Consider the following 14293-nt stretch of genomic DNA (forward strand, 5'->3'; position numbering starts at 1 on the left):
ATCGAAATAAATGCGTAGAGCAATACACGTAGTGACGATTCTTCGGAATCGAATCATTAGCTGGTTAAGCTAATAAGAGCACACGGAGGATGCCTAGGCGCTAGGAGCCGAAGAAGGACGTGGCGAACGACGAAATGGCCTCGGGGAGCCGTAAGCAGGCTTTGATCCGGGGATGTCCGAATGGGGGAACCCAACTGAGGTAATACTCAGTTACCATGTAGTGAATACATAGCTGCATTGGAGGCATACGAGGAGAACTGAAACATCTAAGTACCCTCAGGAGAAGAAAACAAAAGTGATTCCGTCAGTAGCGGCGAGCGAAAGCGGAATAGCCCAAACCAGGGGGCTTGCCCTCTGGGGTTGTGGGACGTCAATGTGCGAAAAGTTGGTTAGGTGAAGCGGTCTGGAAAGGCCGACCAGAGAGGGTAAAAGTCCTGTAGCCAAAAACGAACGTATCGCTAGACGGATCCCGAGTACCGCGAGACACGTGAAACCTCGTGGGAAGCAGGCAGGACCATCTGCCAAGGCTAAATACTCCCTAGCGACCGATAGTGAAGCAGTACCGTGAGGGAAAGGTGAAAAGAACCGCGGGAGCGGAGTGAAATAGAACCTGAAACCGTGTGCTTACAAGAAGTCAGAGCCCGTTCATGGGTGATGGCGTGCCTTTTGTAGAATGAACCGGCGAGTTACGTTCCCGTGCAAGGTTAAGGTGAAGAGCCGAAGCCGCAGCGAAAGCGAGTCTGAATAGGGCGATTTAGTACGTGGGCGTAGACCCGAAACCATGTGATCTACCCCTGTCCAGGGTGAAGGTGCGGTAACACGCACTGGAGGCCCGAACCCACGAATGTTGAAAAATTCGGGGATGAGGTGGGGGTAGCGGAGAAATTCCAATCGAACTTGGAGATAGCTGGTTCTCCCCGAAATAGCTTTAGGGCTAGCCTCGGGAGATGAGTAGTGGAGGTAAAGCACTGATTGGGTGCGGGGCCCGCCAAGGGTTACCAAGTCCAGTCAAACTCTGAATGCCACATACTTTCATCCCGGGAGTCAGACAGTGAGTGCTAAGATCCATTGTCAAGAGGGAAACAGCCCAGACCATCAGCTAAGGTCCCCCAGTGTGTGTTAAGTGGGAAAGGATGTGGAGTTGCACAGACAACCAGGATGTTGGCTTAGAAGCAGCCACCATTGAAAGAGTGCGTAATAGCTCACTGGTCGAGTGACTCTGCGCCGAAAATGTAACGGGGCTAAACACGCCACCGAAGCTATGGCTAGGACAGTAATGTTCTTGGGTAGGGGAGCGTTGTGTATAGGTTGAAGGTGTACCGTAAGGAGCGCTGGACAGTACACAAGTGAGAATGCCGGTATGAGTAACGAAAAGACAAGTGAGAATCTTGTCCGCCGAAAGCCTAAGGGTTCCTGAGGAAGGCTCGTCCACTCAGGGTAAGTCGGGACCTAAGGCGAGGCCGAAAGGCGTAGTCGAAGGACAACAGGTTGAAATTCCTGTACCACCGTGAACCGTTATGAGCGATGGGGTGACGCAGAAGGATAGTGACGCGGGCTGATGGATGCCCGTCCAAGCAGAGAGGCTGATGTGTAGGCAAATCCGCACATCGATAAGGCTGGTCTGTGATGGGGAGCGAAAATTGCAGTAGCGAAGGTCATGAGTTCAGGCTGCCAAGAAAAGCCTCTAGCCAGGGAGAAGGTGCCCGTACCGCAAACCGACACAGGTAGGCGAGCAGAGCATGCTAAGGCGCGCGGAAGAACTCTCGTTAAGGAACTCGGCAAAATGACCCCGTAACTTCGGGAGAAGGGGTGCCTCGGTAGGGTGAATAGCCCGAGGGGGCCGCAGTGAAAAGGCCCAAGCGACTGTTTAGCAAAAACACAGGTCTGTGCGAAGCCGCAAGGCGAAGTATACGGGCTGACGCCTGCCCGGTGCTGGAAGGTTAAGGGGAGTGGTTAGGGAGCAATCCCGAAGCTATGAACCGAAGCCCCAGTAAACGGCGGCCGTAACTATAACGGTCCTAAGGTAGCGAAATTCCTTGTCAGGTAAATTCTGACCCGCACGAATGGCGTAACGACTTGGGCGCTGTCTCAACGAGAGATCCGGTGAAATTTTAATACCTGTGAAGATGCAGGTTACCCGCGACAAGACGGAAAGACCCCATGGAGCTTTACTGCAGCTTGATATTGGACTTTGGTACGATCTGTACAGGATAGGTGGGAGCCTGTGAAGCATGAGCGCCAGCTTGTGTGGAGGCGACGTTGGGATACCACCCTGATCGTATCGGAGTTCTAACCCGCGGCCATGAACTGGTCGGGGAACAGTGTCAGGTGGGCAGTTTGACTGGGGCGGTCGCCTCCTAAAAAGTAACGGAGGCGCCCCAAGGTTCCCTCAGAATGGTTGGAAATCATTCGAAGAGTGCAAAGGCATAAGGGAGCTTGACTGCGAGACATACAGGTCGAGCAGGGACGAAAGTCGGGCTTAGTGATCCGGTGGTACCGAATGGAAGGGCCATCGCTCAACGGATAAAAGCTACCCTGGGGATAACAGGCTTATCTCCCCCAAGAGTCCACATCGACGGGGAGGTTTGGCACCTCGATGTCGGCTCATCGCATCCTGGGGCTGAAGTAGGTCCCAAGGGTTGGGCTGTTCGCCCATTAAAGCGGTACGCGAGCTGGGTTCAGAACGTCGTGAGACAGTTCGGTCCCTATCTGTCGTGGGCGTAGGAAATTTGAGAGGAGCTGTCCTTAGTACGAGAGGACCGGGATGGACGTACCGCTGGTGTACCAGTTGTTCCGCCAGGAGCACGGCTGGATAGCTACGTACGGACGGGATAAGCGCTGAAAGCATCTAAGCGTGAAGCCCCCCTCAAGATGAGATTTCCCAGTATGTAAGACCCCTTGAAGACGACGAGGTTGATAGGTTCGGGGTGGAAGCACGGTAACGTGTGGAGCTGACGAATACTAATCGGTCGAGGGCTTATCCAAGATTCTGTGATGTGTACAACATGCAGAAGTATCGCTCAACCAACGCGCATTTATTTCGTATCTAGTTTTCAGGGAACAAGCTAACTTGTTTTCTTAAGTCTCATGGAGAGATACCCAAGTGGCTATAAGGGGACCCTCTGCTAAGGGGTTAGACTGCGTAAGTGGTGCGAGGGTTCGAATCCCTCTCTCTCCGTAGTTGATTTTATTACTGTGGCGGCGTAGCTCAGCTGGCTAGAGCGTACGGTTCATACCCGTAAGGTCGGGGGTTCGATCCCCTCTGCCGCTACCATAATTTCTCTTGATTTTTTATGACAAAGTATGATATGATTCGACTTGTGTCACATGGAGGCTTAGCTCAGCTGGGAGAGCATCTGCCTTACAAGCAGAGGGTCGGCGGTTCGATCCCGTCAGCCTCCACCATATAAATATGCCGTTGTAGCTCAATTGGTAGAGCAACTGACTTGTAATCAGTAGGTTGGGGGTTCAAGTCCTCTCGACGGCACCATGTTTGTCTAATGCGGAGCCGTGGTGTAGAGGCCTAACATGCCTGCCTGTCACGCAGGAGACCGCGGGTTCGAATCCCGTCGGCTCCGCCATTTCCTTAATAGAAATGAACGAAATTGGACAAGATATAGTTTGTAAGGCTCGGTAGCTCAGTCGGTAGAGCAGAGGACTGAAAATCCTCGTGTCGGCGGTTCGATTCCGTCCCGAGCCACCATAGGCTCTCTGCAGATGCAGATCAGCCCACATATGGAGGCTTAGTGAAGTGGCTAAACACGGCAGACTGTAAATCTGCTCTCATCGAGTTCGGTGGTTCGAATCCATCAGCCTCCACCATTTCCTTTGAGTCATTAGCTCAGTTGGTAGAGCACCTGACTTTTAATCAGGGTGTCGTAGGTTCGAATCCTACATGACTCATCCAAATAAGACCTGTAAGGGTCTTTTTTTGTTTCTATAGTTTCAAAAACACGCAAATTTGAATAGCAATAAAAAAAGGCGAATCCGTGTGGATCCGCCTATTTTCTCATTTTCTCTGCTACCGATTTCATCTTTTGCTCCATGGAAGCAGCCTTGTCCCTACGGTCATCAATCTTGATGGCAGTAGATACCCGCTGAGCACCATGATTGAATGGCACCTCGTGAAGACGGCGGATAACCACCATTAAGTCGTCCAGCTCCCCTTCGATAATTGTGCTCATGGAAGTCATTTCATAATGAATTGGCTCAGACGCTTGCTCAAGGACTTCCTGAATATCTGCTACATATTGGCTTAAGCTGGGTGTTGCTGTGCCAATAGGGATAATAGTGAATTCTACAATTGCCATGAAGAATTCCTCCTGCCTAAAAGGGTTTACTTTGTCCCTTTTATTGTATCCTTTCGTGCGCAGCGCAGCAAATAAAAGCCTCTTGCCCTGTGACGAAGGGAAGAGGCCTATCAAAGCTCAAAGCGTGCTGCTTTATTTCGGATATACTCCGCTGTTCGGGCCGCTAAAGCCATTACGGTATTCGTTGGATTCCCTGCGCCGGATGTGACGAATAGGCTCGCATCGCAAACGAATAAATTGGGGATATCATGGGTTTGCCCGAATGAGTTTACAACAGACGACGTAGGGTCATTTCCCATTCGACAGCCCCCCATCAGATGAGCGGTATCGGGTACGGTCATTTCCGGCTCTCCGCCTGCCGCTTCTAGAATAGCTTTCATTTTATTTACGGCATGCTGGATTAACCGACGATCGTTGTCCCCATAGCTGAAGGTCACCTTGGCTCTGGGGAGTCCGTGTTCATCTATCTCATTGCTTAATGCAATATGATTGTTAGGATTAGGAAGAACTTCACCAACCATAGTGGCTCGTCCGTAATAGTTATAGTCAAGCATGATTTGCCGCAAACGTGAGCCCCACACAGGGCTGCTGGATGATTGAGTTACTCCTCGAGCAAAACTGACAGGTCGCGCCCCATGAGAGTGTAAAGTATAGCCTCTTACAAAATCATGTTCAGAAGAGGTTTTATAGAAATCCTGTGTACTAGCCAATACTGGAGTTCCTTTGTACAGTCGAATGTCCTCTTTAAATTTGGCGTAAACGTCGTGACTGCTATGGGTCATGATGGCTTTTCCAACCCATCCGCTGCTGTTCGCAAGACCGTCAGGAAATTGGGCATTAGCTGAATTGAAAAGCAGTCTAGGGGTCTCTACAACATAAGCAGAGAGAATAACCGTCCGGGCCTTCTGTTCATACGTCGTTCCGTTATGAATGAAGCTAACGCCTGCGGCTCTTCCATCCGCTTTCATTACTATTTGAGTTACCATACAGTCGGCGAGCACTTCCGCTCCGGCACGGATTGCTTTTGGAATATGTACGATGAGGGTGCTGAATTTGGCATTAGGCATGCAGCCTTGATTGCAGAACCCTCTATTAATGCAGGGGGGCCTATCCTCGAAGGGTGCCGACAAAATAGCTAACGGTGTAACGGCCGAGCGGATGCCCAGTTTTTCACAGCCTTTTTGAAACATAAATGCGTTGGGGCTTAGTCTGTCGCGCTCTGGGTAGGGATAAGGACCGTGAAAATTGCCCCATGGAAAGTGCCTGGGCCCGGCGACTGCAATTTCTTTTTCCACTTTTTCGTAGTATGGAGCTAGATCTTCATAACGAATAGGCCAGTCCTCGGCAATGCCGTCGAGTGTCTTAGCTTGAAAGTCAGTATCATGAAACCTGAGAAAGACGCCTGTAAAATGGACTGTGCCTCCTCCAACGCCTCTTCCGGAGTTATTGTGGCCCATCTGTAAAGGATCTTCGCCGGCAACGATACGGGTATCCTGCCATCCTAACCGCTGCATGGACAGTTCGTCGCTAGCAAAATCTTTTTGTGGATCGAGAAAGGGGCCTGCATCCAGAACGACGACACTCATCCCGGCTTCACTCAGTTCTTTGGCAAGGACTCCGCCTGCTGCCCCAGCACCTACAATAACAATATCGACTTCTTGTCCTTCATATTTACGCTTCATACTTAGGCTTCGCCTCCCACGGGTCCAATTGTCCGGGATGCATACGCACATATCCTCGAGGATAAGCAGGCCCGCCGTACCCGATCTCTGACCATACGCGGGGATGAGAATAGTACGCTTCGGTAGTTAGATCGAGCAGTTTTTGGAAAAATACCTTTTGAGGGACGTGCTTCCACATGTCGTGTGGCAAAGCGTCTTCTTCACTGACGGAAGTCATGACTTGCTGTTGTCGCTCTGCTTCAAGATGAAAGAAGCGTTCAGTATAAAGAACCTGGCACGCATCATCAAGCGCCCCCATACCGGCCCTGATTAGAACAGCGGCTTTAGGGACGCCTGACTTTCTCTCGCTCTCGATGCCTGCAGATAAGGTTCGATCGATATGTTCAATGACAAATTGTATGATTTCACCGCGATCGTCATCCATCAGAAAGGAACACCAGGCTCGAAGCATCTCTGCCTCCATGACGGACAAGAACGAGTAATCCCCGCCTGTATGCAGCCTTTCGTTCACAATGGAACGGGTATTTTGATCCCATTCATGCTGAGCTGACATAATATCGTAGGTTGGGTACCGGCTGATTTTTGGATTCATATGAGTCACCTCCAATACATAACTAGTAAGCCTAGAGCGCACATGGCGATGAATAGAACAGGTAGAATGACGGGAGGACCGACTAAAAAGTTACGCATGTTAAACCCTCCAACTCTTACGCCGACTCCATGGAAATGATAGTAGAAGCCTACGGAGCCAATGACGACACCCATCCACATAAGTGCAGTAAACAGTAAGAATAGCCATTCGACTCGTATTAGCGCCAGTACAATGCCGGTAAGACTGAACAATGGAGCGGTTACGACAGGCAGCCACATGGACTTATGATGGAAATTTTGCCGATAATGGGACAGCGTAACTTGAGCACCTATGGCGATAAAGGCGATCCCTACAAATAAAATGACCATACGATCCAGTGTCCAATAGGTCCAGTGCTGCACTTAATTTTCCTCCATTCGTCAGACGGTGTTTTGGGGCAACTGAGGATACGTTAAAGAGCCGTAAGGCATCAGTGCAACGGTTTTTCCTTTTGTGGAGATAAACTCGTCGAAGACTTGCTGGATGTCGTCTGTAGGCAGCAGCCCGAGCAGTTCGACGATGGAACGAGGCACAGCTGAATATAAATATACGCGCTGCTTGGAAAGAACCTCATCTAAATGAAGAATTTTATGGGCTCCGAGCTGAAATTGCTGCTGCAGCTTCTCAACCATGCTCTGACGGTCTTTCATGGTTTCTACCCAAAACTGAAAAACGCCATTCCCCAGCATTTCTGAGCATTCCGCAACCATGATGATGGTACCGCCCTTCTTCGTAAGCGTGGATGCATTACGCAGCGCTTTGATAGCCTGATACAATTGCAGGTCTTTGGGATGGCCGCCAGGAGAGACTATGGTCATATCGTAAGCGTGCGGGACAGGAACCAAAAAACGGGATGAAGCACGGCTAATCAGCGTTCTATGGGCAGCTATGACCTCGCCTGCGGCAGCCTCCAGTACATGCTTTTCATGATTGACTACAACATTGAGCAAAAAATCGACTGAAAGAAAACGGAGCCCTTCTTCCATATCTTTATGAATCGGATTATCCGGCTCGCCAGGCACGGCCTTATAGTGCTGCGACAAGCTGTGGTTATGCTCGATGCACCTTTGGGAGGCGATGCCCGGGATAAGTGCCTTGATACCTCCTGAAATCCCTGCCAGGGCATGAGGCTCGATATTGCCAGTGACAATCCTAAGGTCTGCTTTTACAGCCAGCCTGTTGATTTCAATCGGTGTACCTGATGAACTTGTTCCGAGCAGAATGCAATCTTCGGAAGCGGCTGAATGATTGTGAACACGGATTCGTCCGTATACAGAAGATCCAACCAAATTTTTCATCTCTTCAGGAGTGTGTTTCCGATGCATCCCCAAAGCAATAATAATATCGATAGACACGTCTGGAATACCAGCTTGATTAAGCTCCTGCAGAAGCGGCGGAAGCAGCAGATGGCTTGGGCAAAGGCGGGTTCCATCACTGATGATAATAACCGCGCTATCGCGCCCTACTGCAAGCTCAGAAAGTTTAGCCGTGCCAATAGGCTTGGACAAGGCGTGTGCAATCCGATTTTGTGATGATTGGAGCGATCCGTCCTCTTCGGCCATACGGTAGGTTATCGTATCTATTGGCAGAGTGTCAGGTACTGAGAGAGGTAGGGTCGTCTTGCCGTAGGGTAAATGAAACATGGCAGCCTCTTCTTATGTTGATATTCGAACAATTCAATTATTACCAATAGCATCGAAAATATCCTAGAGTATAAGCCCATTCTAAGTAATAGGCGTATGTGAAATATTGGATTTTGGTTTGGTTGCAGAAAGATTGGTTTGAAAAAGAAGAGGGGACGGGTTTAAACAAAAGGTTTCAAAGGAACCGAAAAGCTTTTTTTGTTTTATGCTGTGGCTTTTTTTGCTATGATTGAATTATATAGATAAATACACTTACGTTGGGAGTTCGGGTATGGACTGGGAACCGCTAAGGCAGCAGCTTGAACAAATATTTGATGCACCCGTAAGGTTGGCGAGATGGACATGGGAACAATGGCTAAGAGAGGCGGATACCGAAGCATTAGGCAAGGGTGCGCCACCCAAAAGCTTGCAAAAGGAGCAGCAGTTTGTTTTTTTATTACATAAGGATGGTTCGGATGCGTTAGTTCTAAGTATTGAAGCGGACCGCGTTAATCAAGCGGAGCGTCAATTGGTGGAGCTCATGCTGGAATCGAATCGATTGCAGGAGAAGAAGCCTCTCGCATCTATAAGTGAAGAAGAGCGCAAGGTAGGGATGGTCCGAGATTGGTTCAAGCAGCAGCAAGACTTAGGATTGAGCCATGCGGAGATGCCGGATTCGCTTGTCTCGCAGCTATCGCTTTATTCAACTAAAATTCCGCTGTTATTGTACGGCGACTATTCGCAATCCCGGAGAGTCAGCTACCAGGAGCTCAAGAAGCTGCTGGAGTCATTTTTTGATGCAGAGATGATTCTGGTTCCCTTAATGGATAAGGAGTGGCTAATACTCGGTTCGGAAAAAATGCTGACGATGGATACCAACGATGATAGGGACTTTGGAGAAGAAGACAGCATAGAAGATACGTTGGCTGCTATTGGCTATGGCCTTCACGAAATGCTTGAAAACGAATGGGTTGGCGACAGCCACTTGGCTATTCACTATCCGATTATGCCTGCCAAATCCCTCTATGCAACCGTGCTGCAGCTAAGAGAAACGATGATGCTCGGACGCACTTATCACATGGGCAGTAATATGCATCTTCCATGGATGCTGCAGCTGGAGAAGCTCATTAACCTGATTCCTGAGGGGGAAAAAGCGAGCTTTCTCGAACGCGTGCTGAAGCGGCTCGATGCGGTACTCGATACGGAGACCATGACGACGCTCGAGCAATTTTTTCAATTGGACTGCAACGTTAGCGAAACGGCCAAGAAGCTTTACATTCATAGGAATACGCTTTTGTACCGGTTGGACAAGTTTAAGCAGGAGACCGGACTGGATGTCCGGACCTTTAATGACGCGGTTTTGGTCAAGATTGCATTGCTATTGTACAAAGTAACGAAAAGAAAGTGATTTTTTTGTGAAGATTGTGCATAGTCACAAATCCATTCCTACGGTAAGATAACAATATAACTTGATACTAAACTCGTAGGGGGAATAACCATGGCAGGTGTACGTTTAAACCACATCGTTAAAAGATACGCAGGTGCTGAAGAAGCGACAGTGAAAGATTTTCATCTTGAAATCAAAGATAAAGAGTTTTTGGTTCTTGTAGGCGCATCCGGTTGCGGTAAGTCCACAACTCTTCGTATGATTGCAGGTTTGGAAGAGATCACTGAAGGCGAACTTTACATTGGCGACCGTTTGGTAAACGACGTTGCACCTAAAGACCGCGACATCGCGATGGTTTTCCAATCTTACGCTTTGTATCCACACATGAACGTGTATCAAAACATGGCTTTTGGTTTGAAGCTTCGTAAATTCAAAAAGTCTGACATCGACGCTCGCGTACGCGAAGCTGCAAAAATCCTTGATATCGAGCATTTGCTGGATCGTAAACCAAAGGCTCTTTCCGGTGGTCAACGTCAACGTGTTGCCTTGGGTCGTGCGATCGTTCGTGAACCGCAAGTGTTCTTGATGGATGAGCCGTTGTCCAACTTGGATGCTAAATTGCGCGTACAAATGCGTGCTGAGATCAGCAAATTGCACAAACGTCTTGAAACAACGATCATCTACGTAACGCATGACCAAACAGAAGCTATGACCATGGGCGATCGTATCGTTGTTATGGATAAAGGGATTATTCAACAAGCAGCTACACCTGAAGAAATCTACAACTACCCGTTGAATATGTTCGTTGCGGGCTTCATCGGATCTCCTTCCATGAACTTTGTAACAGGTTCTTTGGCAGATCAAGGCGGCAGCATCTACTTCAAAGCAAACGGTGTTAACGTAGAAGTACCTGAAGGCAAAGCAAAATCGCTTCGTGATTATGTTGGTAAAGAAGTCGTTATGGGCGTTCGTCCTGAAGATTTCCACGAAGAGCCAGTATTCCTGGAAGCTTCCCCTAACACAATCGTGAACGCGCACATCGAGGTTTCTGAGAACCTGGGTCACGAAATGTTCTTGTACTTGAACGGTATTGGCAAAAACAGCGTAGTTGCTCGTGTTGATGGCCGTGCAGGATTTAAAGAAGGTACAAACGTTAAATTGGCGATCGATATGAACAAAGTTCACTTCTTCGATCAACAAACGACTTTGTCCATCCTTGCAAATAACTAATTCATATAGCAGAAAGGCCAGTCACAGTGACTGGCCTTTTTTCATATCTGCATGTCAGTACGCCCTGAGAATGGGTGAAGCCGAGCCTGCAAGTAAAGAAACTCAAGTAACATAGATAGTTGAAGGGGACCAATCCGGAAGGATGATGATAAACAAAAGCAGCCCCCTTATTCCCAACAGATGGGCCACAAGGGAGCTGCTTATTGAATAGCTTCTAAGCAAGATGAAGCAGGTGGACTAATATAAAGCCTAATCCGGACAGCAAGACCGATCCGATTAATCCAGCTGCGAAGGATTTCATGCCCAGTCTTCTAAAAGTAGCCAGATCAACTCCCAGGCCGAGTCCAGCCATAGCCATTGCAATCAACATGTAAGCTGCCGTAACCAAAGCACTGGCAACAGCTTCCGGTACGATGTTAAGCGAATGAATACCGCTCACGACAAGAAATCCGAGAATAAACCAAGGAATAGGAATGGATCTCCAAGAAGTCTTGGCAGTGGAGCCAGCTTCTTTACGTTGGGCACGATTTGCCCAAATACCGATCAATATAGCCACTGGAACAAGCAGTGCGACACGGGTCAGCTTAACGATAACGGCCATATCGACAGCTTGATTGCCTCCAGGAGCCGCGGCAGCAATGACATGCGCGATTTCGTGTAAGGTTGCGCCTGAGAAAACACCATATCCAAGAGAAGAGAGACCCAGGACAGGGAACAAGAATGTATACAGCAAGGTGAATAGAGTTCCCAAGATAGCTACGATCGCAGCGCCAATCGCCGTTTCTTCGTCCTTTGCATTAATTTGGGGAGCTATGGCGACAACCGCAGCAGCTCCGCAAATGGCAGTGCCACAGGCTGTCAGCATGCCGAGGCCTTTGTCTACCTTTAACAAACGGGTCAATCCATAGACAACGCTCAACGTAAAGGCAATGACGATAACGGCAAGCAGAAATACTTTCGGTCCCGCATGGACGATGTCTACCAGATTGAGGCGCATACCAAGTAGGATAATCCCTAATCGAAGAAGTTTTTTACTTGAAAATTGGGTTCCTGCAACTGCTCTGGTTGGTACGCCGATAGATGCTCGCCAGATGATCCCTATTAATATGGCGATAACCAACTGGCCCATAATGCTTAGAAACGGAAAACCGGCTAAATATTTAGCTGCCAGAGCTATCAGCAGAGTTAAAGCGATACCGATCAGGAATCCGATCCACGGTTTGCTTTGTTTTTGAGAGGACAGCGCTTGGGCGTGACTCATGGTTGTATCGACTCCTTCTACTGTAACTTGCCTCTAACTATATGATGAGCAGGTTGAAAAGTGAAATACCGATATGCTATGCGTACTATTAGTTATTGTTATGCTTGAAGCCAGACTTATACGGGATTGTTCCGGTCTTATGAAAAGGATACAATGAATACCAGTAGGTTAGGCATGTCATTGCATTGCAGACATCGGAGGAGCAAGTCATGGTCGTAGATACATTAAGAGTTTTTGTCATGGTGGTTGAACAGAGTCATTTCTCAAGGGCCGCTGAGTTGCTGAATCTTTCTCAGCCGGGGGTCAGTTTGCATATACGCAATTTGGAAAATGAATTCGGTACCAAGCTCGTTCATCGTTCCTCCAAGCATGTGAAGGTAACGGAAGCGGGAGCTATTTTGTACAAACAGGCCAAGCAAATGCTGGCGCTATACGATACGGCAAAGGAAGATATACGTCAATTGCGGGATGAAGTAGCCGGTACGTTAAAGGTAGGAGCAAGCTTAACTATCGGGGAATACGTACTGCCTCGATTTTTGGCAGAGTTTACCTACCAATATCCGCAGATTGACATTAGCGTTATGATCGCCAACACAGAAGAAATTGCCCAAGCGGTGCGGGCAAATGAGCTGGATATTGGATTGGTTGAAGGCAGAGTGGAGCATGCCGAAATTGAGCTACAGCCTCCTTTTATGGCAGATGATATGGTTCTGGTTGCATCGACAGATCATCCCCTGTGTTCCGCGAAAAAAGGTGTCGATTCGGAACTGCTTCAGGATTATGTATGGGTGCTTAGGGAAAGTGGCTCCGGGACAAGAGCATTCAGCGATCAGTTCATGGAGAAATTGGGGATTCGGATGAAGCGTTCTTATGTATTCAACAGCAGCCAAGGGGTCAAAGAAGCAGTTGTTGCAGGACTTGGTATTGCTATGCTGTCCAGACTTGTCGTGCGTAAGGATCTGGAAGCGGGAGAATTATGCAGCATTATGGTGAAAAATACCCGATTAGTTCGCGATTTCAGGATCGTTCAAGACAGGAAGACAGCAGTAGAGACAATGGCGTCCAAAATGTTCATACAGAAGCTTAGACAATTTCAATTGTAGCTGTACGAAAAACTACATATGTGAAATCCCTAGTGTTGGTTGATTTATGCTTGTATTTTTTATACGATGGGATTATTGGGAAAACGAAGGAGACGGAACAGAGATGCCTAGAAAAGTAAAAGTGTCTGACTTGGTTGAAGAGTTTCACCTCGAAGTGATTTGCGGTGAGGGCGGTCTCAAACGTCCCATTACGGTCGCTGACTTGTATCGCCCTGGATTGGTTATGGCGGGCTTCTATGAATTTCACCCGACAGAACGGGTACAGATTCTCGGTAAAACGGAATTGACATTTTTTGATGGACTTTCATCTGAAGAACGCATGAACCGTATGAGCAAGCTGTGCGAGCCGCAGGATACGCCTTGTATTCTAATCAGCCGCGGGTTGGATGTGCCGATAGAACTGTTGGCTGCCGCCAATGATAGTCAAATACCGGTGCTGCGTACCAAAGTGTCGACAACCATCTTGGCCAGCCGAATTACTGGATTCCTTGAAAATAAATTAGCGCCTTCTACGACGATTCACGGTGTTCTCGTAGACGTCTACGGGATTGGGATGCTTATCTCGGGGAGCAGCGGTATCGGTAAGAGTGAAACGGCGCTTGAGCTGGTGAAGCGGGGACATCGATTGATCGCGGATGATGCGGTTGAAATTCGTCAGACGGCAGATCATATTTTGAACGGAAACGCACCTGAACTTATACGACATTTGCTTGAAATTCGGGGTGTCGGTATTATTAATGTGATGACACTGTTCGGAGCAGGGGCGGTCCGTAATATAAAGAAAATTTCCGTTGTTGTTAAGCTGGAGACATGGCAGCAGGAGAAACAATACGATCGCCTTGGACTGGATGAAGAAACGACGCGGATTATCGATACCGACATTCCTTTAGTTACCATTCCGGTTCGCCCTGGACGTAACTTGGCGGTCATTATCGAAGTAGCGGCGATGAACTATCGTTTGAAACGTATGGGTTACAATGCGGCGCTGCAATTCACGAATAAGCTGACCGAATCGCTGTCCGAAGATATTGACGATATGGAATAAATAGAATGCTGGATCATTCGTA

Annotated in this window: 10 protein-coding genes, 8 tRNA genes and 1 rRNA gene; 13 read left to right on the forward strand and 6 right to left on the reverse strand. The window is 48.4% G+C overall.

Translation table 11 applies throughout. The features are described from left to right. The first annotated feature begins 62 nt into the window (after positions 1 to 62). The 9 genes from QMA13_RS00890 (at position 63) to QMA13_RS00930 (ending at position 3903) form a co-directional block, all read left to right on the forward strand. Positions 63 to 2985, forward strand: a 23S ribosomal RNA gene (locus QMA13_RS00890). Between the two features lie 104 nt (positions 2986 to 3089). Next, positions 3090 to 3178 (forward strand) — tRNA-Ser (locus QMA13_RS00895). Between the two features lie 19 nt (positions 3179 to 3197). Further along, positions 3198 to 3274 (forward strand) — tRNA-Met (locus QMA13_RS00900). A 55-nt stretch (positions 3275 to 3329) separates the two neighbouring features. Further along, positions 3330 to 3405, forward strand: a tRNA-Val gene (locus QMA13_RS00905). A 9-nt stretch (positions 3406 to 3414) separates the two neighbouring features. Further along, positions 3415 to 3490: transfer RNA gene (locus QMA13_RS00910), tRNA-Thr, on the forward strand. Between the two features lie 14 nt (positions 3491 to 3504). Continuing rightward, positions 3505 to 3581, forward strand: a tRNA-Asp gene (locus QMA13_RS00915). Positions 3582 to 3627: 46 nt separating this feature from the next. After that, positions 3628 to 3703: transfer RNA gene (locus tag QMA13_RS00920), tRNA-Phe, on the forward strand. 34 nt (positions 3704 to 3737) lie between these two features. Continuing rightward, positions 3738 to 3822: transfer RNA gene (locus QMA13_RS00925), tRNA-Tyr, on the forward strand. An 8-nt stretch (positions 3823 to 3830) separates the two neighbouring features. Next, a tRNA-Lys gene (locus QMA13_RS00930) sits at positions 3831 to 3903 on the forward strand. A gap of 98 nt (positions 3904 to 4001) precedes the next feature. Here QMA13_RS00930 and QMA13_RS00935 read toward each other — a convergent pair. The 5 genes from QMA13_RS00935 to QMA13_RS00955 form a co-directional block, all read right to left on the reverse strand. Beyond that, entirely contained in the window at positions 4002 to 4310 is a 309-nt protein-coding gene (locus tag QMA13_RS00935; RefSeq protein ID WP_282938878.1) for an MTH1187 family thiamine-binding protein, read from the reverse strand. A 110-nt stretch (positions 4311 to 4420) separates the two neighbouring features. Beyond that, entirely contained in the window at positions 4421 to 5992 is a 1572-nt protein-coding gene (locus QMA13_RS00940) for a GMC family oxidoreductase (RefSeq protein ID WP_282938879.1), read from the reverse strand. Further along, positions 5982 to 6584, reverse strand: coding sequence for a gluconate 2-dehydrogenase subunit 3 family protein (locus tag QMA13_RS00945; RefSeq protein ID WP_282938880.1), 603 nt, complete (start codon positions 6582 to 6584; stop codon positions 5982 to 5984). The genes QMA13_RS00940 and QMA13_RS00945 overlap by 11 nt, the downstream gene beginning before the upstream one ends. A gap of 5 nt (positions 6585 to 6589) precedes the next feature. After that, positions 6590 to 6952, reverse strand: a complete 363-nt coding sequence (locus tag QMA13_RS00950) for a hypothetical protein (RefSeq protein ID WP_282943191.1) — start codon at positions 6950 to 6952, stop codon at positions 6590 to 6592. 51 nt (positions 6953 to 7003) lie between these two features. After that, on the reverse strand, positions 7004 to 8266 hold the full coding sequence (locus QMA13_RS00955; RefSeq protein ID WP_282938881.1) for a nickel-dependent lactate racemase family protein: 1263 nt from the start codon (positions 8264 to 8266) through the stop codon (positions 7004 to 7006). A 271-nt stretch (positions 8267 to 8537) separates the two neighbouring features. Here QMA13_RS00955 and QMA13_RS00960 point away from each other — a divergent pair, with 271 nt between their 5' ends. Together QMA13_RS00960 and QMA13_RS00965 are read left to right on the forward strand one after the other, a co-directional pair. Continuing rightward, on the forward strand, positions 8538 to 9653 hold the full coding sequence (locus QMA13_RS00960; protein ID WP_282938883.1) for a PucR family transcriptional regulator: 1116 nt from the start codon (positions 8538 to 8540) through the stop codon (positions 9651 to 9653). Positions 9654 to 9743: 90 nt separating this feature from the next. Next, complete coding sequence (locus QMA13_RS00965; protein ID WP_282938884.1) at positions 9744 to 10862, forward strand: ABC transporter ATP-binding protein; 1119 nt, start codon at positions 9744 to 9746, stop codon at positions 10860 to 10862. Positions 10863 to 11076: 214 nt separating this feature from the next. Here the strand turns inward: QMA13_RS00965 and QMA13_RS00970 are convergent, their stop codons facing one another. Then, a complete protein-coding gene (locus QMA13_RS00970) occupies positions 11077 to 12123 on the reverse strand; it encodes a YeiH family protein (RefSeq protein WP_282938885.1) in 1047 nt (348 codons plus the stop codon). A 209-nt stretch (positions 12124 to 12332) separates the two neighbouring features. Here QMA13_RS00970 and QMA13_RS00975 point away from each other — a divergent pair, with 209 nt between their 5' ends. Together QMA13_RS00975 and hprK are read left to right on the forward strand one after the other, a co-directional pair. Beyond that, entirely contained in the window at positions 12333 to 13226 is an 894-nt protein-coding gene (locus tag QMA13_RS00975; RefSeq protein WP_282938886.1) for a LysR family transcriptional regulator, read from the forward strand. Positions 13227 to 13329: 103 nt separating this feature from the next. Continuing rightward, positions 13330 to 14271 carry an HPr(Ser) kinase/phosphatase gene (hprK, locus tag QMA13_RS00980; protein WP_282938887.1) on the forward strand — a complete coding sequence of 314 codons (942 nt, stop codon included), beginning with the start codon at positions 13330 to 13332 and terminating at the stop codon, positions 14269 to 14271. Positions 14272 to 14293 lie beyond the last annotated feature (22 nt).

It is taken from the genome of Paenibacillus sp. RC67, from assembly GCF_030020805.1.
Lineage (GTDB): Bacteria > Bacillota > Bacilli > Paenibacillales > NBRC-103111 > Paenibacillus_S.